Origin of the sequence: Microbacterium mangrovi (assembly GCF_000802305.1) — a bacterium.
Lineage (GTDB): Bacteria > Actinomycetota > Actinomycetes > Actinomycetales > Microbacteriaceae > Microbacterium > Microbacterium mangrovi.
On the sequence record NZ_JTDK01000010.1, the window covers coordinates 316,342 to 337,885 of the forward strand.

Below are 21,544 nucleotides of genomic sequence, written 5' to 3' on the forward strand. Positions count from 1 at the left end.
CACAAACAGCAAGGAGCCACGACCCATGGCAAACTTCACGATCGCCGACATCAAGACGCTGCGCGAGCAGCTGGGCACCGGCATGGTCGACACCAAGAAGGCGCTCGAGGAAGCCGACGGCGACCTCGAGAAGGCCGTTGAGATCCTGCGCCTGAAGGGCGCGAAGGGCAACGCCAAGCGCGCCGACCGTTCCACGAGCGAGGGCCTCGTCGCCGCTCGCGAGGGCGACGGCCGCGTGACGCTCATCGAGCTCAACACCGAGACCGACTTCGTCGCCAAGAACGAGCGCTTCATCGCGCTGGCCGACAAGGTCGCCGACGCCGCTGCCGCGGTCGGCGCGGACTCCGCCGAGGCCGCCCTCGCCGCTCCGGCCGGTGACCAGACCGTCGCCGAGCTCATCTCGGACGAGGCCGCGATCATCGGCGAGAAGGTCGAACTGCGCCGCGTGCGCACGGTGACCGGTGAGAACTTCCAGGTCTACCTGCACAAGACCAGCAAGGACCTTCCCCCGCAGGTCGGCGTCGTCGTCGCCTACACGGGTGACGACGCCGAGACGGCTCGCAGCATCGCGCAGCACATCTCCTTCGCGAACCCCAGCTACCTCTCCCGCGACGAGGTCCCCGAGGCCGACGTCGAGAAGGAGCGCGAGATCGTCACCGAGATCTCCCGCAACGAGGGCAAGCCGGAGGCTGCTCTTCCGAAGATCGTCGAGGGTCGCGTGAACGCGTTCTTCAAGCAGGTCGCCCTGCTCGACCAGGACTACGCGAAGGACAACAAGCTGTCCGTCGCGCAGGTGGCGAAGGACGCCGGCATCACGGTGACCGGCTTCGCCCGCTTCAAGGTCGGCGCGTAAGCATCACGAGGGGCCCGCATCGTTTCGATGCGGGCCCTTCGCATGCCCGGTTCGATATCGATAGGTTTGCTTAGGCTCTGGGCGCGGCCCGGCAAGGAGGAACAGTGATCAGTGAGGCAACCGGACGCCGACGCGTCCTGCTCAAGCTCTCGGGAGAGGCGTTCGGCGGCGGCACGCTCGGCGTGAACCCCGACGTCGTCAGCCAGATCGCCCGGGAGATCGCCGCGGCGGTGGATCGCGTCGAGGTGGCCGTGGTCGTCGGCGGCGGCAACTTCTTCCGTGGCGCGGAACTCAGCCAGCGCGGGATGGATCGCGGCCGCGCGGACTACATGGGGATGCTCGGCACCGTCATGAACGCGCTCGCCCTGCAGGACTTCCTCGAGCAGGCCGGCGCGGCCACCCGGGTGCAGTCGGCCATCTCCATGACCCAGGTCGCCGAGCCGTACATCCCGCTGCGCGCGGAGCGCCACATGGAGAAGGGCCGCGTCGTGATCTTCGGCGCCGGCGCCGGCCTCCCGTACTTCTCGACCGACACGGTCGCCGCTCAGCGCGCACTCGAGATCGGCGCCGACGAGGTGCTCGTCGCCAAGAACGGCGTGGACGGCGTCTACACGGCCGATCCCAAGAAGGATGCCTCGGCGACGAGGATCGACCGCATCACCTACCTGGACGCCCTCCAGCGCGGCCTGAAGGTGGTCGACTCGACGGCGTTCAGCCTCTGCATGGACAACCGGATGAGCATGCGCGTGTTCGGCATGGAGCCCGCGGGCAACGTCACCCGCGCGCTCCTGGGCGACGAGATCGGCACCCTCGTCACGGCGTGACGGGCGTCCGCGTCCGAAGTCGGATGCCGCCTGCCAGCTAGAATGACACTCACGTTCCAGAAGAAGGAGAAACCGTGATCGCGGAAGTCTTGGCCGATGCCGGAGCACGCATGGACCGCGCCGTCGAGGCGGCGAAGGAGGACTTCGCGACTGTTCGCACGGGCCGTGCCAACCCTCAGATGTTCCAGAAGATCCTGGTCGACTACTACGGCACCCCGACGCCCCTGGCGCAGCTCGCCTCGCTGAACAACCCCGAGGCGCGCACGATCGTCATCAACCCCTACGACAAGGGTGCTCTCAAGGACATCGAGCAGGCGATCCGCGACCAGCCGAACCTCGGGGCCAACCCGACCAACGACGGCAGCCTCGTGCGCGTGACTCTTCCCGAGCTGACCGAGGAGCGCCGCAAGGAGTACGTGAAGCTCGTCCGGTCCAAGGGCGAGGATGCGAAGGTCCACGTGCGCGGTATCCGACGCAAGGCGAACGACGACCTCGACGCCCTCAAGAGCGAGGTCGGCGAAGACGACCTGAAGCGCGCCGAGAAGGACCTCGATGCCCTGACGCGGACGCACGTCGATCAGATCGACGAGTCGCTCAAGCGCAAAGAGGCCGAGCTGCTCGAGGTCTGAGCGCTTCGATGTCCGGGGTCACTGGGGGTGACGGGCCTGATCGGGATGAACACGATGAGGCCGATCAGACGCATCCGGAAGATCTGAGCGCATCGCTGCAGGCCCATCTCCGCTCGGCGCGGGCGGACTTCGACGAGGCCAATGAGCGCATCAAGGAGCGCACCGGTCGCGACCTGATCGTGGCGATCCTCATCGGCCTCGCGATCGGCGCGGTGCTGCTGGCATCCCTGCTCGTCTTCAAACCCGTCTTCATCCTTTTCGCCCTCGCGGCCGTCGTCCTGGCCGTGTGGGAGTTCTCCCGTGCGCTCCAGGGCGCCGGTCACCGCGTCGACATCATCCCGCAGGTCGTGTGCGCTGCGGCGCTCGTCGTGACGGGCTGGTTCTACGGCGGCACCTGGATCCTCTGGGTGTCCGTCCTCGCCGCGGTCCTCGTCGTGATCGCCTGGCGGCTCATCGCGCAGCTGGCCACCTCCGACGGCCGGGTGCGCTCGGCGGTGCTCGACGATGCCGTGCTCGCCGGCTTCATCCAGCTGTACATCGCCCTGCCGGGGTCCCTCTGCGTGGTTCTCCTGGACCAGGCGCGCGGGGAATGGTGGGTGCTCGCGTTCGTGATCGTCGCCGTCGTGGCCGACACCGGGGCGTACGCCTCCGGCCTCATGTTCGGCAAGCACCCGATGGCGCCGCGGATCAGCCCCAAGAAGACCTGGGAGGGATTCGCCGGTGCGGTCATCGCCGCTCTCGCCGCCGGAGTGCTGCTCGCGCTGTTCATGCTCGGGATCCCGTGGTGGGCCGGGCTGATCTTCGGCGCCGTGATCCTCGGAACAGCCACGTGCGGCGACCTCGGCGAGTCGATGATCAAGCGCGCCCTCGGCATCAAGGACATGAGCTCCTGGCTGCCCGGGCACGGGGGCGTGCTCGACCGGCTCGACTCCATCATCTTCTCCGCCCCCGCCGCCCTTGCCCTCTTTTACCTGATGAGCCCGATGGTGACTGCATGACCATGACCGCCGAGAAACCCACCCCCACCGGAGCGACGCCCGGCTTCCCGCTGACCACCGGACGCACAAAGGGATACCAGCGCAAGGCCGTCGACGCCTTCCTCGCCCGCGCGCGGGCCTCCTTCGAAGGACGCGGCGACGGACCCCGGATCACCGCGGCCGACGTCCGCACGGTCTCGTTCCCGCTCGTCAAGCACGGGTACGTGATCGCCTCCGTCGATGCGGCCCTCGGCCGGGTGGAGGATGCCTTCGCGGGCCGAGCCCGGGGCGATGCGATCTCCACCGGCACCGGCAACATCTGGGTGGCTCAGTCCCGCGCGAGCGCGCAGACCATCCTCGATCGCGTGAGCCTTCCCCGCGGTGGTCGGTTCCGCCGGGTCGTGTGGCCCAAGCGCGGATACCGGATCGACGAGGTCGATGTGGTCGTCGACAAGCTCGCGGCCTACTTCGCCGACGGGAGACCCGTCACCGTCGAACAGGTCCGCTCGGTCGCGTTCCGCCGGCAGCGGCGCGGGTACAACGAAGCCCAGGTCGACGACATGCTCGACACCGCCGTCGACGTCATCCTCGCACTGGGCTGATCCCCTCGGCATGCCGGATGGCATCCGCGGCCCCCGACCGATAGGGTTTACCGTATTGTGACTTCCCCCAACGAGATGCTTCCCGAGACATCCCGGCGGGCGAGGCGACTGGCCGCGCAGAATGCGGTCGTGCAGCCGCGCACCCCGGTGCCGACACCCCGTCCCGTGGCGACGCGCCCTGCGCCCGCTCGCCATCCCAAACCGTCTGCGCGCTGGTCGCGGCGTCAGGGCGTCGTGACGGCATTCGCCGGATTCGCCGTGGTCGCCCTCGGTGCCGCCTACATCGGTCCGCTCGGCGCGTCATTGGCGACGCGCGCGAACGCCGAGACCAATCCGCCGGCCACCATCTACTCGCTCACCCGTGCCGATGCGCAGTCGCTCGACACGGAGTCCGCCGGTGCGCAGCCCGCCCTCGAACGCGACAAGTACTCGGTGAAGGTGATCCCGAAGCCGGTCGCCGTGGTGGCTCCGACGACGAACACCTCGCTGGCCGCCCAGGTCACGTCGACGTTCGTGGCTCCGTCTCCGGGCAGCGCGCAGGCCGCGGCGTACACGCTCGTCAAGGCGCGCGGCTGGAACGACGCGCAGTTCCAGTGCCTCGTAGCGCTGTGGAACCGCGAGTCCGGCTGGCGGGTCAACGCCGCCAACCCGAGCGGCGCCTACGGCATCCCGCAGGCGCTCCCCGGCAGCAAGATGGCCGCCTACGGGTCCGACTGGGCGACGAACCCGGCGACGCAGATCAAGTGGGGACTCTCCTACATCTCGGGCAGCTACGGCACCCCGTGCGGCGCCTGGGCGCACTCGAACGCGACCGGCTGGTACTGAGCCGATGCCGCGGGCACGACGCCCTCGGCCCCGGCGGGACGACGATTCGCTGGAACGGTTGATCCTGGGCTGGAAGCGCACCGAGGTGCGCGGCGGAGTCGAGTGGAACATCCAGCCGGTGTCGGCCTCCCGTTCGGAGAAGGCCTATACGTGCCCGGGATGCGGGCGGCAGATCCCGCCTGGCACCGCCCACCTGGTCGCGTGGCGTGCCGACGGGATCATGGGGGATGCCGCGGATCTCGCGGCGCGACGGCACTGGCACACGGCCTGTTGGAAGGTGAGCTGATGGAGATCCGTGGCGCTGTGACGCTGCCGGCCCGGCGCGAGGACATCGAACTGACGACCGCGGACGGGCTGCGTCTGGTGGGAGAGCTTGCGATCCCCGCGGACCGCGAACCCGTCGCGACGCTGGTGACGCTTCATCCGCTTCCGACCGCCGGGGGGTTCATGGACTCCCACATCCTGCGCAAAGCGGCCGCACGCCTGCCCGCCCTGGCCGACCTGGCGGTGCTCCGATTCAACACGCGCGGCACCTCGTCGCCGCGCGGGACCAGCGAAGGCGCGTTCGACGGCGGCGCCGCCGAACGCCTCGACGTGGCCGCGGCGATGGAGTTCGTCACCGCACGAGGTCTTCCGCGACCGTGGCTGCTGGGCTGGTCGTTCGGGACCGAACTGGCACTCAAGTACGGGCCGGAGCATCCGATCGAGGGCGCGGTGCTGCTCTCGCCGCCGCTGCATCGCGCGACCACGGACGAGGTCGCCGCCTGGCACGACGACCCGCGTCGCCTCGTCGTGCTCGTTCCCGAGTTCGACGACTATCTGCGTCCGGCCGAGGCCTTCGAGCGCTTCTCGGTCGTGCCGGAGGCCACCGTCATCGACGTCGACGGCGGCAAGCACCTCTGGGTGGGGGAGAACCAGACCCGCCGGGTGCTGACCGAGATCGTCGCGGTCGTGAATCCTGCGGCTCTCCCGTTGCCGACGGAGTGGCACCAGTAGGCGTCAGCGCTCGTTCTGGCGCGGGATGACCACCTGCCGGTAGATGATGAGCACGCTGGCGGCGACCGGGATCGCGATGAGTGCGCCCAGCAGTCCGAGCAGCGACCCGCCGGCGAGGGCGGCGACGACGACGACGCCACCGGGGACGGAGACGGCGCGGTTCATGATGCGCGGCGACAGGACGTATGCCTCGACCTGCATGTAGATCAGGTAGTAGATGGCGGCGATCAGCGCCGTCGTCGGTGAGCCGAGTCCTGGGATGAGGCACACGAGAACGATGATCGTCGAGCCGGTGAGCGTGCCCACGAGGGGGATCAGGGAGAAGAAGAAGGCGATGACGGCCAGGACGGCGGGGAACGGCGCGTTGATGACGGACAGGAAGATCGCGCTCAGCACGCCGTTGATCACGCCGAGGGTGACCTGACCCATGACGTAGTAGCCGACCGAGTCGGTGATCTGCTCGGCCAGGTCGATGAACCGCGCGCGCTTGGAGGCCGGCACCAGCTGGTACACGGCGCCCTTGAGCGACGGCACGGATGCGGTGAAGTAGATGGTGAGGATGAGCACGATGAACGTGCCCGTCAGCGCGGCGAGCACCTTCGCGCCGACGGTGATGACGCCCTGGCCGATCGAGCCGCTGATGGTGCCGACGTTCTTGGTCAGCCAGTCCTGGACGTAGCTCGACACGGCGTCGACGTTCAGAGCGGGGAAGGTGTGGTGCAGCCAGTTCTTCACGTCGTCGATCGCGGTGTTGCTGTTGACCAGGTTTGACACCTGCGTGATCAGCTGGGCCACCTGCCCGCCGATGATCGGCACGACGGTCAGCACGATGCCGGTCATGACCGCGACGACGGCCAGAAGCGTGATCACGACGGCGGCCCAGCGGGGGAGCCGTCGACGCACCAGGAAGTCGACCACCGGCTCGAGGCCGAGGGCGAGGAAGAGGGCGGTCCCGACGTAGAGCAGGATCGTGGACAGGGTCTGGATGCTGCCGATGAGCAGGAGCCCGAGACCGACGCCGAGGGTCGCCACGAGCGCGACCCGGAACGGGTTCTGCACCTTCATGGTGACTCCTTCCGGCCGTGCGAGCGTGTCCCGTCAGGATACTGACATCCGCCCGAATGCCCGCACCCGGCGCGCTCTGCGACCTCTCTCAGGTCGATTTCGCTAGGGTGGAGGGTCGATGCTGTGGCAGGCGCATGCCCGATGCGCCCGTCCGGAAGGGTTAGTTTCGTGCGTTTCGTGTGGGCCATCGCTGCGTTCGTGCTCGCGGCCTTGATGATCGCGGCCGGTATCGCGCAGCGGACGGTGTTCCAAGGGCCGACGTCGCTGACGACGACCGTGCACACGACGGGGGATGCCCCCTTCACCGTGATCGACGGCGCGGTGCTGGGGCATCATCCGGGGTCGCAGACGGTGCGTGCGGCAGCTCACGGGCAGGTCTTCCTCTCGTACGGGCGTGCCGACGATGTCAAGGCCTGGCTGGCAGGCGCCACCTACAACCGGGTGTCGCTCGACGGTGGCAACGTCGTCACGACGGTCATCGGGCCGGACGGCAAAGCCGTCGGCTCGGCGTCCTCTTCGCCGTCGCCGTCGCTGTCACCGTCGCCCACGACGACCGCGACTCCGGGGCCGGGTTCCGATTCGGCCTCGACCGCCCCGATGGTCGGCGCGCACGATCCCGTCGGCTCCGACCTGTGGCTGGAGGAGTTCCAGCAGAAGGACCTGCTCGTCGAGCCGCTCCAGCTTCCGTCCGGGATGAGCGTGCTGATCGCGACCGACGGCACCAAGCCCGCACCCGCCGCGATCTCGGTGACGTGGCCGTTGTCGTCGTCGACTCCGTGGGCCGGCCCGCTCATCGTGCTCGGCGGCATCCTGATGCTCGTCGGCGTCTTCCTGTACATCCTTGCGATCCGGCACGTTCGCCGGTCGCGCGGTCCGCGCCGCAAGAGTCCGCCGCCGCTTCCGACGGCCGCCGCGGACGAGCCCGAAGATCTCGCGGTCGCCCAGGCGGACAAGGGCGTGATCTCGTCCGGATCCGCCGAGTCGACGCGCAGGTCGCGCCGGGCGTTCATCGCCGTCCCGCTGGCGTTCAGCGCGCTCCTGTTCGCCGGATGCACTCCCGACGCGTGGCCGCACATGGGCGGATCCGCGTCGCCGACGCCGTCGGCGACCGTCGCGGCGGCCGACCAGCAGACGCCCGCCGTGACCGAGCCGCAGGCCGAGCAGATCCTGGCGCGCATCTCGAAGACCGTCCACACCGCCGACGCGAAGATGGATGCCAACACGGCCGCGACCCGGCTCGACGGTGCACCCCTCGCCGAGCGCGAGGCCAACTACACGATCCGGCAGAACGCGAAGGGCATCTCCGCCCTCGCGCCGATCCCGACGACCGGTCTCGCCAAGGGCGTCGTGCTGCCGCAGGCCTATGACGGCTGGCCGCGCACCGTGATGCTGATCGCCGCCGGCACCGGAGGCAACGCCCCGTCGACCATCATGATGATGAGTCAGGCCGACCCGTGGAGCAACTACAAGCTGGCCTACACGGCACAGCTGCAGCCCGCGACGCAGATTCCCGATCTCGCGCCGTCCTACGTCGGCGCTTCGGCGGTTCCGCCGGACTCGTCGTTCCTCGTGACACCCCCGAACCAACTCGCCTCGGCATACGCCGACGTGCTGAACAACGGGGACAAGAGCCAGTACGCGGGGCTGTTCGACAAGGCCACCGACACCTTCCTCGAGCAGACCAAGAAGGCTCACGCCGCCCAGCTGGCCGCCTTCAACAAGTCCGCGAAGAAGGGCGGACAGACCGGAAGCATGACCTTCCTGGCCTCGGCAGGCTCGAGCGACCCGTCGGCGTTGGCGACGCTCGACAGCGGTGCCATCGTGGCAGTGCAGGTGAACGACTCCACGATCACCAAGCCCACCTCGTCCGGCGCCGTGATCTTCGCAAGCCCCGAGGCCAAGGCGCTGACCGGCACGAAGCAGTCCAGCACCGGCTACACCACGACCTACAGCGACGAGCTCTTCTTCTACGTGCCGGGCCAGGGCGGCGCGAACACGAAGATCCAGATGCTCGGCTATGCCTCCGACATCCTCTCGGCGAAGGTGAACAAGAAATGAGCGATCCGAACCTCGGTGCGTCGCTGCGCGGCGCCGTCGACCTCTCTTCCCTGCGCGGTCGCCCCGCCGCGCCCGCGGCCCCGGCCGCGGCCGGAGCCCCCGGGGCGGGCGGGCTCGTCATCGACGTCACAGACGCGACCTTCGGCGAGGTGCTCGAGTTGTCGCGCACCGTGCCCGTCGTGGTCGACCTGTGGGCGGACTGGTGCGAGCCGTGCAAGCAGCTCACGCCCGTGCTCGAGAAGGTGGTCACCGAGCTCGCCGGGCGTCTGCTGCTCGCGCGGGTCGATGTGGATGCCAATCCCCAGCTGGCCGCCGGTTTCCAGGCCCAGTCGATCCCGATGGTGGTCGCGCTCGTCGCCGGACAGCCGGTGCCGCTGTTCAACGGCGCCGTGCCCGAGCAGCAGGTGCGCGAGGTGTTCGCGCAGCTCCTCCAGCTCGCAGCCCAGAACGGCGTGACCGGCCAGCTGCCCGTCGGCGAGGGCGCAGCAGCATCGGCGGACGAGGAGCCTCCGCTTCCTCCGTTGCACGCCGAGGCGTACGACGCGATCGAGGCGGGCGACTACGCCCGCGCGATCACGGCGTACGAGAAGGCGCTGGCGGAGAACCCGCGGGATGCCGATGCCCGTGCCGGCCTCGGCCAGGTGCAGCTGCTGCAGCGGGTGCAGGGCGTCTCGCTCGACGAGGCGCGGCGTGCAGCCGCAGCGGACCCGACCGATGTCGAGGCGGCGCTGCTGGTCGCCGACCTCGATCTGTCCGGAGGCCACGTCGACGACGCTTTCGGCAGGCTCCTCGACCTGTTCGCCGAACTTCCCGCCGACGCCCGCCCAGCCGTGCGCGAGCGGCTCGTCGAGCTGTTCGGACTCGTCGGCGACGACGACCCGCGCGTCGTCCGCGCCCGAGGACGGCTCGCAAGCCTGCTCTTCTGAGGCAGCGCCCTGATCGACGAAGGCCCCGGCGAGATCGCCGGGGCCTTCGTCGCAGCGGTCAGCGCGTGCGCACGGCGCCGTCGCCCTGGGGTGCGTTGACGTGCCGCACCGCGTCGTGCTGCAGCCACAGCACTCCGAGAGGGGGCAGCACCATGGTCGCGTGCCCGTCGGGGGCGGCGTTGACCACGCCCAGGTTGCCGACTCCCGAGCCGCCGTACTCGGTGGCATCCGAATTGAGGATCTCGTGCCAGGTGCCGCCCTCGGGCAGCATCAGCTCGTACCGGTCGACGGGGTTCCCCGAGAAGTTGCAGATCACCGCGACCGCGTTGCCCTGGAGGTCGCGTCGCGCGAACGCGATCACGTTCGGATTCCACGTGGGTTCGCCGAGACGGGTGAACGCGGCGCTGTCGGCATCCCGGCTCCACAGGGGGGACTGCCCGCGGTAGACGGTGTTCAGCGTCGCCACGAAGCTCTGCAGCTGGGCGTGCGACGGCTGGTCGGTGAGCCACCACTCCAGGCCGCGCGACTCCGACCACTCGGACAGCTGGCCGAACTCCTGCCCCATGAACAGCAGCTGCTTTCCGGGGTGGCCCCACATGTACGCGAGGAATGCGCGCATGTTGGCGAGCTTCTGCCAGTGGTCGCCGGGCATGCGGGCGATGAGGCTGCCCTTGCCGTGCACCACCTCGTCGTGGCTGATGGGGAGCACGTAGTTCTCGCTGAACGCGTAGACGAACGAGAAGGAGAGCTCGCCCTCGTGGTGGGCGCGGTACAGCGGGTCACGGCCGATGTAGACGAGCGAGTCGTTCATCCAGCCCATGTTCCACTTGAATCCGAATCCGAGGCCGGCATGGTCGGTCGGCGCGGTCACCCCGGGGAAGCTCGTCGACTCCTCGGCGATGATCGTGACTCCGGGGTGCAGCCGGTACGCGGTCGCGTTGACCTCCTGCAGGAATCCGATCGCCTCGAGGTTCTCCCGCCCGCCGTAGACGTTCGGAGCCCACTCGCCCTCGTTGCGCGAGTAGTCGAGATAGAGCATGGAAGCCACGGCGTCGACGCGCAGACCGTCGACGTGGAACTCGTCGATCCAGTACAGCGCGTTAGCGACGAGGAAGTTGCGCACCTCGTGCCGGCCGTAGTCGAAGATGAGGGTTCCCCAGTCCTTGTGCTCACCGCGGCGCGGATCCGCATGTTCGTACAGCGGAGTGCCGTCGAATCGCGCGAGGGCGAAGGCGTCGCGCGGGAAGTGCCCGGGGACCCAGTCCATGATCACGCCGAGGCCCGCCTGGTGCAGCCGGTCGATGAGGTAGCGGAGGTCGTCGGGAGAACCGTGGCGGGCATCCGGCGCGTAGTACCCGGTCACCTGGTAGCCCCACGACCCGCCGAACGGGTGCGTGGCCAGCGGCATGAACTCGACGTGCGTGAACCCCTGCGCGCTGACGTACTCGGTCAGCTGGTCGGCGGCATCCCGGTAGGAAAGACCCGGTCGCCACGAACCGAAATGCAGCTCGTAGATCGACATCGCCTCGCGGTGCGGCGCCGACTGCGCGCGACGTGCGATCCATTCCCCATCGTCCCACTTGTACTTCGAGGCGGTGACGACCGATGCCGTGGCCGGCGGCGTCTCGGCCTGTCGCGCCATCGGGTCGGCCTTGAGGATCCAGTGGCCGTCCGTCGTGAGGAGCTCGTACTTGTAGGTGGTGCCGACTCCGACGCCGGGGATGAAGATCTCCCAGACCCCGCTCGAGCCGAGGGAGCGCATCGCGTGCCCCCGGCCGTCCCAGCCGTTGAAGTCGCCGACGACCCGCACCGCGCGCGCATTCGGCGCCCACACCGCGAAGGCGGTGCCGTCCACGAAGTCATCGGCGCCGGCGTGGGAGCCCAGTGTCCGCCACAGCTGTTCGTGCCGGCCCTCCCTGATCAGATGGAGGTCCAGCTCGCCGACGGTCGGAACATGCCGGTACGGGTCGTCGGCGACGTAGTCGGGGGCGTCCTCGTACGTCGCGGTGACCGTGTAGGCGGTCGCGTCTCCCTGGTACTCGCCCTCCCAGATGCCGTAGGCGAGGTGTTCGAGGGTGACCGAGCGGCCGTTCTCGAACGTCGCGGTCACGGTCGCGGCCAGGGGCCGCCGCACCCGGATGACACCCGAGTCGGTGCCGTCCGGATGGATGCCGAGCACATCGTGCGGTGCGTAGTACGAGCCACTGGAGACCTGGTTCAGGATGTCGTCGGCGATGGTCATTTCGTCTCCTTCACGTGCAGGATGTGGACCGGCTCGGCGAACGCGTCGAGCCTGACGAAGTTGTGGTCGGTCCAGCTCCAGCGGGCACCGGTGACGAGGTCCTCGACCTCGAACGCGTCTCCGGGCTCGACCCCCCAGACGCGGGTGTCCAGGTGCACCATCGTCTCGCGCACCGAGTGCGGATCGACGTTGGCGACCACGATGATCGTGTCCGACCTGCCGGTCGGCGAGAGTGCAGCGTCGAGGTGCTTCGAATACACCAGGATCGCGTCGTCATCGCTCCAGTGCGCCCGGAAGTTGCGCAGCTGATGGAGCGCGGGGTGAGCGGCGCGGATGGCGTTGAGGCGGCGGAGATAGGGCGCGAGCGAGTCGCCGGATGCCTCGGCGGCCTCCCAATCGCGCAGCTTGTACTCGTACTTCTCGTTGTCGATGTTCTCTTCGGAGCCCGGCCGGGCGACGTTCTCGTAGAGCTCGAATCCGGCGTAGACGCCGTACGTCGGCGCGGCCGTCGCGGCGAGGGCGGCGCGGATCCGGTATGCCGGGCGCCCGCCGAACTGGAGATACTCGGTGAGGATGTCCGGGGTGTTCACGAACAGATTCGGCCGCAGATAGTCGGCTGTCTCGGTCGCGAGCGAGGTGAGGAACTCGACGAGCTCGTTCTTCGTGTTCCGCCAGGTGAAGTACGTGTAGCTCTGCTGGAAGCCGGCGCGGGCGAGGCCCCGCAGCGGCGCCGGCCGGGTGAACGCCTCGGCGAGGAACACGATGTCGGGGTCCTCGCGTCGCACCTCGCGGATCAGCCACTCCCAGAACTGCAGCGGCTTGGTGTGCGGGTTGTCGACGCGGAAGATCCGCACCCCCTGGGCGATCCAGTGCCGCACGATGCGCAGCGCTTCGGCGCGGAACCCCGCGGGGTCGTTGTCGAAGTTGATGGGGTAGATGTCCTGGTACTTCTTCGGGGGATTCTCCGCGAACGCGATCGTGCCGTCGGGAAGGGTGGTGAACCACTCCGGGTGCGCGGCCACCCAGGGGTGGTCCGGAGCCGCCTGCAGCGCGAGGTCGAGCGCCACTTCGATGCCCCGTTCGTTGGCGGCGGCGACGAAGGCGCGGAAGTCCTCCAGGGTGCCGAGGTCGGGATGCACGGTGTCGTGACCGCCCTCGGCCGCGCCGATCGCCCACGGCGAGCCGGGATCGCCCGGCTGCGGGTCGAGGGTGTTGTTGCGGCCCTTGCGGTTGATCCGGCCGATGGGATGGATCGGGGGCAGGTACAGCACCTGGAATCCCATGCCGGCCACGCCGTCGAGACGACCGATCGCGGTGCGGAACGTGCCCGAGCGGATGGTGCCGTCTTCGAGGCGCACGGCGCCTTCGGAGCGGGGGAAGAACTCGTACCACGCCGCGTCGCCGGCCTCCGTGCGCTCGACCTGCAGGGTGTACTCGTCACCCACCGTCATGAGCGAGGTGAGCGGGCGCAGCCGGAACTCGTCCGCCAGCGACCGGTCGCGGACGATGCGCAGAGCGGTGTCGTCGGGCAGGCCGGCATCCCGCAGCCGCTTGGCGACCGTCCGCAGCCCGGCGCGTTCGGCGTCGGGCCGGTCCTTCTCGCCGGCCGCGCGTTCGACGAGCACGGCGCCGATCTCGCGCATGAGCGCCGTGTCCACGCCCGCGGCGATCTTCAGGTCGGCCGCGTGCTGCCAGGTCGCGAAGTCGTCGGCGAACGCCTCGAACCGGAAGGTCCAATCGCCCTGCTCGAGCAGGACGACGTCGACGCGCCACGTGTCCAGTCCGTTCTTCAGCGCCGTGAGCCGGTGCAGGGACTCGTCACCGGTGGGCGAGATCAGCCGCAGCTGCACGCCGATCAGATCGTGACCCTCGCGGAACGCCGTCACGGTGAAGGGCACCGCCTCCCCGACGTACGCCTTGGGCGCGAAGTCCCCCGCGTCGGGGGTGGGATCCAGCAGGGGGATCCGGGGCGTGAGCGTGTCGCGCTGCCGCTGCCACGATGAAGCCGGCCGCACCGGGACGGCGGCGGCGCTGCGCCAGGCGGGGTCCGTCCTTTCGACGGCTGCCTTCGGGCCGCGTTCGTCTTGTGCGCTCGACGGAGGCGTTGCCGGGTCCGGGCGCTTGGCGGGGTTCTTCGTCACGCGTGCCACGTGTTGAACCTATCGCCAGCGGCAGACGATTCCCAGCGATCGAGCGCGCGGTGGACCTAATGTGTCGGATCCTGGACGCGGAACAGCCGCATCGACGTGGGTCCCATGGCCAAGACCTCGTCGGGCGGTACGGGCGTGTCGCGCTCGCGGGGGGTCTCATCGGCGCTGGACCACAGCTCGACCAGCCCCGGTGCCCCCGGAAGCGCCGGAAGGACGACATCCACCGGCTCTTCGCGCCCGTGCACGAGGAGCAGCACGGTGTTGGGCGCCTCGAACTCCGGCGTGGAGGAGGCCAGGTACTGCAGCGTGCGATGGCCCGGATCGTCCCAGCTGTGCCAGGGCATGGGTTGTCCGGCGGCGTCGAACCACTCCATGGCGGAGGCGGACGGAACCCGCGCGCCGAGCCGCGCGAACCGGCGCGGGCGCAGGGCCGGGTTCTCCCGGCGCAGGCGCAGGAGGTGACGGACGTGTGCCGCGAGGTCCTGCTGCCAGTCCGCGTGCTCCCAGTCGAGCCAGGTGAGGTCCGAATCGTGGCAATAGGCATTGTTGTTGCCGTGCTGGGTCCGGCCGAACTCGTCGCCGGCGGTGATCATCGGGGTCCCTGCGGACAGCAGCAGAGTGCCGAGCAGATTCCGCATCGCGCGGCGGCGGTCGGCGAGGATGCGCGGGTCGTTCGTGGGACCCTCGGCGCCGTGGTTGAACGACCTGTTCGTGTCGGTCCCGTCGCGGCCGTGCTCGCCGTTGGCCTCGTTGTGCTTGGTGTCGTACGCCACCAGGTCGTGCAGGGTGAAGCCGTCGTGCGCGGTCACGAAGTTGACCGACGCGAGGGGACCGCGCTCGTCGCTGAAGGTGTTCGATGAACCGGCCAGGCTCGTGGCGAGGCCGCCGATGCCGCCCGCTGCACCGCCGGTGCGCCGCGCATGTTCGATGTCCGAGAGCCAGAACGTACGCACCCGGTCGCGGTAGCGGTCGTTCCACTCGTGCCAGCCGGGGGCGAACCCGCCGGTCTGCCAGCCGCCCATCCCGACGTCCCACGGCTCCGCGATGAGCTTCACGTCCTGCAGTTCCGGGTCGTCGGCGATGGCGCGCAGCAGCGGATGGTCGGCGGTGAAGGAGTGCGCGGCATCCCGCCCGAGCGCGCTGGCGAGATCGAAGCGGAATCCGTCGACCTGGCACTCCCGGGCCCAGTAGCGCAGTGAGTCGAGGATCAGGCGCGCCGCGGCGTCCGTCGACGTGTCCACCGTGTTCCCGCAGCCGGTCACGTCGATGTAAGTGCCGTCGTCGGTCTGCCGGTAGTAGCCGCGGTCGGCAAGACCCCGCAGACTCGTCGCAGGCTCTGTCCGGCCGCCCTCCGACGTGTGGTTGTAGACCACGTCGAGCAGCACCTCGATGCCCGCCTCGTGCAGCGCGCGCACCATGCCCTTGAACTCGCGCAGCACCGCACTCGCACCGCCGCGGCGCGAGGCGGCGGTGGCGTACGGCGCATGCGGGCTGAAGAAGGCGAGGGTGTTGTAGCCCCAGTAGTTCGCGAGGGAGAGCCCGGCAAGGCGCGGCTCGGACGCGAAGGCGTGCACGGGGAGCAGTTCGATGCTGGTGACGCCCAACGTCTTCAGATGGTCGATGATCGCCGGATGGGCGAGGCCGGCGTACGTGCCGTGCAGTGCGGGCGGGACCAGCGGATGACGCTTGGTGAGTCCGCGGACGTGTGCCTCGTACACGACGGTCCGGTCATCGGGGATGCCCGGCTTGCCGACGCCGCCCCAGTCGAAGGACTCGTCCACGACCACCCCGCGCCACGCGGTGGGACCGACCCGCTCGACCCCGCGGGCGTAGGGATCGAGAAGGTGCGTGTCGGCGTCGAAGGCGTGCCGGGCGCCGCGGGGGCCGGCGACCCGCACGGCGTATCGGGCATCCACTCGGAGGGCCGGCGTCGAGGCTTCCCACACTCCCGCCGCGTCCGCGGTCATCGGCACGGTGACGGCGGCCCAGTCGGGGTCGTCCTCGTCGAAGACGACGAGCTCGGCCGAGGTCGCGTCGGGCGCCCAGACCCGCAGTGTTCCTCCGTCGTCGTCCAGCCGCACGCCGAGGCCGTCGAAATGTGCCGCGAGCAGCCCGTCGACAGGCTTCGCTGTCACCTGCACGAAAACCATGCGGACTACGATAACGACCCGTGACCGCCTACCTGGACCACGCCGCCTCCTCGCCGCTGCGGCCCGAGGCGCGCGCGGCCTGGATCGAGGCATCCGAGATCCTCGGCAATCCGTCGTCGATCCATCATGCCGGGCAGGCGGCCCGACGCATCCTGGAGGACTCGCGGGAGCGGCTCGCCGGCACGCTCGGGTGCGATCCGATCGAGATCGTCCTCACGTCGGGTGGCACCGAGTCGGTGAACCTCGGCATCACCGGGCTCTGGCGCGCGGCCGGCGCGGGGGCGGCGATCGTGACGCCGCTGGGCGAGCACCACGCGACGATGGACACGATCGCGTGGCTGGAAGCGCACGAGGGGGCCCGCGTCCGCGCGGTCGCCCTGGATCGGCTCGGCCGGATCGAGCTCGCATCCTGGTCCGACGCCCTGGCGGCACCGGCGGTGGCGACCGCCCTGGTTGCGAACAACGAGATCGGCACGGTGCAGCCGGCCGACGCACTGGCCGGTGCGGCCGCGGATGCCGGCGTCCCGCTTCATCTCGATGCGGTGGGCGCGTTCGGGCACCTGCCGCTGTCGTTCCGCGAACTCCGCGGCGGAGCGCACGGTGCGACGGGCCTGTGCGCGCTGAGCGTGTCCGCCCACAAGCTCGGCGGCCCGATCGGCGTGGGCGCACTCGTCGTCGCGCGACAGGCGCACCTCGCACCCCTGCTGCACGGCGGAGGGCAGCAGCGCGGACTGCGCTCGGGCACGCAGGATGCCGCGGGCGCCGCCGCGTTCGCGGTCGCCGCCGAACTCGCCGTGGCCGAGCGCTCCGCGGAGGCCGAGCGCCTGGCGGGACTGAGCCGTCGCCTGCTCGACGGCGTGCGCGCGGCGATTCCCGACGCCGCACTTCTCGGCGACCCCGTCGACCGCCTTCCGGGCAACGTGCATCTCCTGTTCCCCGGGGCCGGGGGCGAGCAGCTGCTGTTCCTCCTGGACCGGGCGGGCATCGCCGTGTCGACGGGATCGGCGTGCCAGGCCGGCGTCCCCGAGCCGTCGCACGTGGTGCTCGCGCTCGGGCGGACCGAGGCCGAGGCCCGCCAGGTGCTGCGGATCACGCTGGGACGAACCACCACGGCGGCGGACGTCGATGCCCTGCTGGCAGCGCTTCCCGACGCCGTCACGCGCGCCCGCGGCCGCTGAGTGTCCACCCGCGAACGGCCACATCCAGCCCGCGCGCACCTTGGCGCTCGTAGACTGGGGCGATGCGTGTTCTGGCGGCCATGAGCGGGGGAGTGGACTCCGCCGTCGCGGCTGCGCGCGCGGTGGATGCCGGGCACGACGTCGTCGGCGTGCACCTGGCCCTCTCGCGTGCCGGCGGCACGCTCCGCACCGGCAGCCGCGGATGCTGCACGATCGAAGACGCGATGGATGCCCGCCGCGCCGCCGACCGGCTCGGCATCCCCTTCTACGTGTGGGACTTCTCGGAGCGCTTCCGCGACGACGTGATCGCCGACTTCGTCGCCGAGTACCAGGCCGGCCGAACTCCCAATCCGTGCATGCGCTGCAACGAGAAGATCAAGTTCGCGGCGCTCCTCGAACGCGCTCTCGAGCTCGGGTTCGACGCCGTTTGCACCGGGCACTACGCGACGCTCGTCGAGACCGACCACGGTCGTGAGCTGCACCGCGCCTCGGATGCGGCGAAAGACCAGTCGTACGTGCTCGGCGTGCTCGATGCGGAGCAGCTCGCCCACACGTACTTCCCGCTCGGATCGACGCCGTCCAAAGCCCTGGTGCGCGCGGAGGCCGCCGAGCGCGGTCTCACGGTCGCCCAGAAGCCGGACAGCTACGACATCTGCTTCATCCCGGACGGCGACACGCGCGGCTGGCTGGCGGACAAGGTCGGGGCCGAGGCGGGCCAGATCGTGGATGCCTCGGGCGCCGTCGTGGGCGCGCATGACGGGGCGCACGCGTTCACCGTGGGGCAGCGCCGCGGGCTGAAGCTCGGAGTCCCCGCAGCCGACGGCAAGCCGCGGTTCGTCCTGGAGGTCCGTCCGGTATCCAACACGGTGGTGGTCGGACCCAAGGAGGCCCTGGCGATCGCCGAGATCGCCGGCGACCGCTACTCCTGGGCCGGGCGCGCGCCGCAGAGCGAGGACTTCGACTGCGAGGTGCAGATCCGGGCGCATGCGGACCCGGTCCCCGCGCGTGCGCAACTGCGTGACGGTGAGGTCGTCGTGCGTCCGCAGGAGCCGTTCGAAGGGGTCGCGCCGGGCCAGACCGCCGTCCTGTACGACGGCACGCGCGTGGTCGGCCAGTTCACGATCGCGCGGACGGTCTCTGCGGTTCCGGCCGCCGTCTGACGCCTTCCCTCCCGATGTCGGCGGTCGCTCCTAGACTGTCGGAGTGACTGACGCAGGCGACGAGACCACGATCGATTTCGAGACCGCCCGCGCAGAGGCATCCGCCCTGCGCGAGGTGATCGAGCAGTACCGCGTGGCCTACTACTCCGAGGGTGCGAGCCTCGTCAGCGACGCCCAGTACGACGAGAAGATCCACGCGCTCGAGGCTCTCGAACGGGCCTTCCCCGAGCTCGTCTCGGCCGACAGCCCCACGCAGCAGGTCGGCGCCGGCATCGTGTCCGTCGGATTCCCGCCGCACGAGCATGCCGAGCGCATGCTGAGCCTCGACAACGTCTTCTCGATCGACGAGCTCCGCGACTGGGCGCACAAGACCCGCGAAGCCGCCGGTCGGCCGGTGCGGTGGCTGAGCGAGCTCAAGATCGACGGCCTCGCGATCAGCCTGGCGTATCGCGACGGCGTGCTCGAGACCGCGACCACGCGCGGCGACGGGCGCGTCGGCGAAGACATCACAGAGAACGTCGGGTGGATTCCGGCGATCCCGCAGCGGCTGTCCGGGTCGGGCTGGCCGGAGTTCTTCGAGGTGCGCGGCGAGGTGTTCCTGCGCGGCGCCGACTTCGAGGCGCTGAACGAACGCCAGCACGCCCTCCAGGCGGCGTGGGCGGCCGAGCAGGTCGCCAAGGGGCGGGATGCCGAATCCCTCCCGACGCGGTATCCCGAGTTCGCGAACGCACGCAACACGGCCGCCGGCAGTCTCCGTCAGCGCGCCGAGAACAAGACTCCCGAACAGCTGGAGCTGATGCGGGATCGCCTCGGCCGTCTCGCGCTGTATCTGCACGGGATCGGTGCCTGGCAGCATCCGGGCGCGGTCGACCAGTCGGAGATCTACGGACTTCTCGCGGGATGGGGCCTGCCGGTGTCCCCGCACACGAAGGTCTTCGGCACGATCGATGAGGTCGTCGACTACATCGCCGCGCGCGGAGAGCACCGGCACGACATCGAGCACGAGATCGACGGGATCGTGGTCAAGGTCGACGAGCTCGCCGTGCACGACGCGCTCGGCGCGACCAGTCGCGCCCCGCGCTGGGCGATCGCGTACAAGTACCCGCCCGAGGAGGTCTACACGACGCTCCTCGACATCGTCGTCGGGGTCGGCCGCACCGGTCGCGCCACGCCGTACGCGGTCATGGAGCCGATCCGCGTGGCCGGGTCCACGGTCCGTCAGGCGACGCTGCACAATCAGCAGGTCGTCAAGGCGAAGGGCGTGATGATCGGCGACACGGTGGTCCTGCGCAAGGCGGGCGACGTGATCCCGGAGATCCTCGGCGCCGTGCTGGAGCGCCGCGACGGCACGCAGCGCGAGTGGCACATGCCCGAGGTCTGCCCCGAATGCGGGTCGACCCTGCGACCCATGAAAGAAGCCGACATCGACCTGCGCTGCCCGAACGCGCGCGCCTGCCCCGCCCAGGTGCGCGGGCGGGTGGAGCACATCGGGTCCCGCGGGGCGCTCGACATCGAAGCGCTCGGCGAGGTCACGGCCGCCGCCCTCACCCAGCCGGCCGAACCGCTCTCCGCCGTGCTGCCGACGGAGGCGGGTCTGTTCGAGCTCACTCTCGAGCAGCTGGTGCCGATCGAGGTCGTCGTGCGCGACGCCGAGACGGGGCTGCCGAAGGAAGACGACGCCGGCGAGGTCAAGAAGCGCGCGCCGTTCCGCCGCAATGCGACCGCGGCCGAGAAACGCGAGGGCGTGACCGCCCGCCAGCCCTCGAGCACGGCAGTCAAGCTCCTGGCCGAGCTCGAGAAGGCGAAGACCAAAGAACTGTGGCGTCTGCTGGTGTCGCTGAACATCCGCCACGTCGGTCCGGTCGCGGCACGCGCGCTGGCGCAGTGGTTCGGCTCCCTCGACGCGATCCGGGCCGCCTCGCGCGACGAGCTTGCGCAGGTGGAAGGCGTCGGAGCCATCATCGCCGACTCTCTCCTGGAGTGGTTCGAGGTCGATTGGCACCGTGAGATCGTCGATCGGTGGACCGCTGCCGGGGTTCAGTGGGCGACCCCGGGGCATCCGGGGCCCGGAGCGGCCGTCGTCACCGGCGGCGTGCTCGACGGCCTCACGGTGGTCGCCACCGGGTCGCTCGAGGGCTACACGCGCGAAGGTGCTCAGGAGGCGATCATCCAGGCCGGGGGCAAGGCGGCATCCAGCGTCTCGAAGAAGACGGACTTCGTCGCGGCCGGTCCCGGCGCGGGGTCGAAGCTCGCCAAGGCCGAAGAGCTCGGCATCCGGGTTCTGGATGCCGCCCAATTCAAGATCCTCGTCGAGCAGGGGCCGGGCGCCCTCGGCTGACGTCGACCTCGATGGCCGAGGCTCGATGTCGGAGGTATGTTCTATTCTCGGAATCCCACCGACGAAGGGATTCGCAATGTCATTCACCGAGCAGCCGTCGATGCAAGCCTGGCTCGACCAGGAGGACGCGCACACCGCGCAGACGATCCGAGAGCACGGGACATACATCCAGTACGTCTTCGGCGACTCGGGTCGCAAGCACACGTCGTTCGCCTACACGGTCGGGCTCTTCGGAATCGGGCATCCGGAGCTGCTGATCGTGGGCGCGGGCCCGGAGACCTCCGGTGCCGTGCTCAATGACGTCTCCGACAGCATTCGCGCGGGCAGCCAGCTGATCCCCGGGCAGATGATCACCTTCGAGAAGTGGCCGCACCGGGTCATCGCCGAAGAGGTGCCGAACCCCGGAGAGATCGCCTTCGCCGCGAATCGCTTCTATCAGCGTCCCGACGAGTACTCGGTCCCCCTGCTGCAGTTGACGTACGACGATCGCAACGGCACCTTCCCCTGGGAGCCCGGCTACGCGGTGCCGGGCTGGATCCAGCCACGCCCGGGCGAATTGCGGGCGTGACGC

The 21,544-nt window shown here is 69.9% G+C and carries 18 protein-coding genes; 14 read left to right on the forward strand and 4 right to left on the reverse strand.

The window, feature by feature from the left end; all coding sequences use genetic code 11:
* The first annotated feature begins 25 nt into the window (after positions 1-25).
* From tsf to LK09_RS12295, 8 genes are all read left to right on the forward strand, one after another.
* Positions 26-853, forward strand: a complete 828-nt coding sequence (gene tsf / locus LK09_RS12260) for a translation elongation factor Ts (RefSeq protein ID WP_039399590.1) — start codon at positions 26-28, stop codon at positions 851-853.
* A gap of 104 nt (positions 854-957) precedes the next feature.
* Entirely contained in the window at positions 958-1,677 is a 720-nt protein-coding gene (gene pyrH, locus LK09_RS12265) for a UMP kinase (RefSeq protein WP_039399592.1), read from the forward strand.
* Between the two features lie 74 nt (positions 1,678-1,751).
* Positions 1,752-2,306 (forward strand): ribosome recycling factor, encoded by a 555-nt coding sequence (gene frr, locus LK09_RS12270; RefSeq protein WP_039399594.1) that lies wholly within the window; start codon positions 1,752-1,754, stop codon positions 2,304-2,306.
* 8 nt (positions 2,307-2,314) lie between these two features.
* Positions 2,315-3,304: a phosphatidate cytidylyltransferase gene (locus LK09_RS12275; RefSeq protein ID WP_082008221.1), complete on the forward strand. Its 990-nt coding sequence runs from the start codon at positions 2,315-2,317 to the stop codon at positions 3,302-3,304.
* Complete coding sequence (locus LK09_RS12280; protein ID WP_331454270.1) at positions 3,301-3,885, forward strand: DivIVA domain-containing protein; 585 nt, start codon at positions 3,301-3,303, stop codon at positions 3,883-3,885. Before LK09_RS12275 ends, LK09_RS12280 begins: the two co-directional genes overlap by 4 nt.
* 57 nt (positions 3,886-3,942) lie before the next feature.
* Positions 3,943-4,710 carry an aggregation-promoting factor C-terminal-like domain-containing protein gene (locus LK09_RS12285; RefSeq protein ID WP_231563026.1) on the forward strand — a complete coding sequence of 256 codons (768 nt, stop codon included), beginning with the start codon at positions 3,943-3,945 and terminating at the stop codon, positions 4,708-4,710.
* A gap of 4 nt (positions 4,711-4,714) precedes the next feature.
* The gene (locus LK09_RS12290) at positions 4,715-4,996 is read left to right on the forward strand and encodes a hypothetical protein (RefSeq protein WP_039399600.1); all 282 of its coding nucleotides are present in this window, start codon (positions 4,715-4,717) and stop codon (positions 4,994-4,996) included.
* Positions 4,996-5,706: an alpha/beta hydrolase gene (locus tag LK09_RS12295; protein WP_039399602.1), complete on the forward strand. Its 711-nt coding sequence runs from the start codon at positions 4,996-4,998 to the stop codon at positions 5,704-5,706. The genes LK09_RS12290 and LK09_RS12295 overlap by 1 nt, the downstream gene beginning before the upstream one ends.
* Before the next feature lie 3 nt (positions 5,707-5,709).
* Here the strand turns inward: LK09_RS12295 and LK09_RS12300 are convergent, their stop codons facing one another.
* On the reverse strand, positions 5,710-6,771 hold the full coding sequence (locus LK09_RS12300) for an AI-2E family transporter (RefSeq protein WP_039399604.1): 1,062 nt from the start codon (positions 6,769-6,771) through the stop codon (positions 5,710-5,712).
* A 168-nt stretch (positions 6,772-6,939) separates the two neighbouring features.
* On the opposite strand from LK09_RS12300, the gene LK09_RS12305 reads away from it, so the two are divergent.
* Positions 6,940-8,829: a hypothetical protein gene (locus tag LK09_RS12305; protein ID WP_039399610.1), complete on the forward strand. Its 1,890-nt coding sequence runs from the start codon at positions 6,940-6,942 to the stop codon at positions 8,827-8,829.
* Complete coding sequence (locus tag LK09_RS12310; RefSeq protein ID WP_039399612.1) at positions 8,826-9,755, forward strand: tetratricopeptide repeat protein; 930 nt, start codon at positions 8,826-8,828, stop codon at positions 9,753-9,755. The genes LK09_RS12305 and LK09_RS12310 overlap by 4 nt, the downstream gene beginning before the upstream one ends.
* 58 nt (positions 9,756-9,813) lie before the next feature.
* Here the strand turns inward: LK09_RS12310 and glgB are convergent, their stop codons facing one another.
* The 3 genes from glgB to glgX all read right to left on the reverse strand — a co-directional run bounded on the left by glgB (position 9,814) and on the right by glgX (position 16,297).
* A complete protein-coding gene (gene glgB, locus LK09_RS12315; protein WP_039399614.1) occupies positions 9,814-11,997 on the reverse strand; it encodes a 1,4-alpha-glucan branching protein GlgB in 2,184 nt (727 codons plus the stop codon).
* Entirely contained in the window at positions 11,994-13,961 is a 1,968-nt protein-coding gene (locus LK09_RS12320) for an alpha-1,4-glucan--maltose-1-phosphate maltosyltransferase (RefSeq protein ID WP_082008232.1), read from the reverse strand. Before LK09_RS12320 ends, glgB begins: the two co-directional genes overlap by 4 nt.
* Positions 13,962-14,203: 242 nt before the next feature.
* On the reverse strand, positions 14,204-16,297 hold the full coding sequence (glgX, locus tag LK09_RS12325; RefSeq protein WP_052226709.1) for a glycogen debranching protein GlgX: 2,094 nt from the start codon (positions 16,295-16,297) through the stop codon (positions 14,204-14,206).
* A 20-nt stretch (positions 16,298-16,317) separates the two neighbouring features.
* On the opposite strand from glgX, the gene LK09_RS12330 reads away from it, so the two are divergent.
* The 4 genes from LK09_RS12330 (at position 16,318) to LK09_RS12345 (ending at position 21,541) form a co-directional block, all read left to right on the forward strand.
* A complete protein-coding gene (locus LK09_RS12330; protein WP_039399616.1) occupies positions 16,318-17,475 on the forward strand; it encodes a cysteine desulfurase family protein in 1,158 nt (385 codons plus the stop codon).
* A 62-nt stretch (positions 17,476-17,537) separates the two neighbouring features.
* On the forward strand, positions 17,538-18,635 hold the full coding sequence (mnmA, locus tag LK09_RS12335; protein ID WP_082008223.1) for a tRNA 2-thiouridine(34) synthase MnmA: 1,098 nt from the start codon (positions 17,538-17,540) through the stop codon (positions 18,633-18,635).
* 43 nt (positions 18,636-18,678) lie between these two features.
* Complete coding sequence (gene ligA, locus LK09_RS12340) at positions 18,679-20,973, forward strand: NAD-dependent DNA ligase LigA (RefSeq protein ID WP_052226710.1); 2,295 nt, start codon at positions 18,679-18,681, stop codon at positions 20,971-20,973.
* Positions 20,974-21,049: 76 nt separating this feature from the next.
* Entirely contained in the window at positions 21,050-21,541 is a 492-nt protein-coding gene (locus LK09_RS12345; RefSeq protein ID WP_197061042.1) for a DUF4262 domain-containing protein, read from the forward strand.
* Positions 21,542-21,544 lie beyond the last annotated feature (3 nt).

Coding starts and splice junctions, on each gene's coding strand:
- LK09_RS12275 (WP_082008221.1), top strand. CDS start 2,315: ATGTCCGGGGTCACTGGGGGTGACGGGCCTGATCGGGATGAACACGAT.
- LK09_RS12280 (WP_331454270.1), top strand. CDS start 3,301: ATGACCATGACCGCCGAGAAACCCACCCCCACCGGAGCGACGCCCGGC.
- LK09_RS12345 (WP_197061042.1), top strand. CDS start 21,050: ATGTCATTCACCGAGCAGCCGTCGATGCAAGCCTGGCTCGACCAGGAG.
- LK09_RS12290 (WP_039399600.1), top strand. CDS start 4,715: ATGCCGCGGGCACGACGCCCTCGGCCCCGGCGGGACGACGATTCGCTG.
- LK09_RS12295 (WP_039399602.1), top strand. CDS start 4,996: ATGGAGATCCGTGGCGCTGTGACGCTGCCGGCCCGGCGCGAGGACATC.
- LK09_RS12310 (WP_039399612.1), top strand. CDS start 8,826: ATGAGCGATCCGAACCTCGGTGCGTCGCTGCGCGGCGCCGTCGACCTC.
- LK09_RS12300 (WP_039399604.1), bottom strand. CDS start 6,771: ATGAAGGTGCAGAACCCGTTCCGGGTCGCGCTCGTGGCGACCCTCGGC.
- glgB (WP_039399614.1), bottom strand. CDS start 11,997: ATGACCATCGCCGACGACATCCTGAACCAGGTCTCCAGTGGCTCGTAC.
- glgX (WP_052226709.1), bottom strand. CDS start 16,297: ATGGTTTTCGTGCAGGTGACAGCGAAGCCTGTCGACGGGCTGCTCGCG.
- tsf (WP_039399590.1), top strand. CDS start 26: ATGGCAAACTTCACGATCGCCGACATCAAGACGCTGCGCGAGCAGCTG.
- mnmA (WP_082008223.1), top strand. CDS start 17,538: ATGCGTGTTCTGGCGGCCATGAGCGGGGGAGTGGACTCCGCCGTCGCG.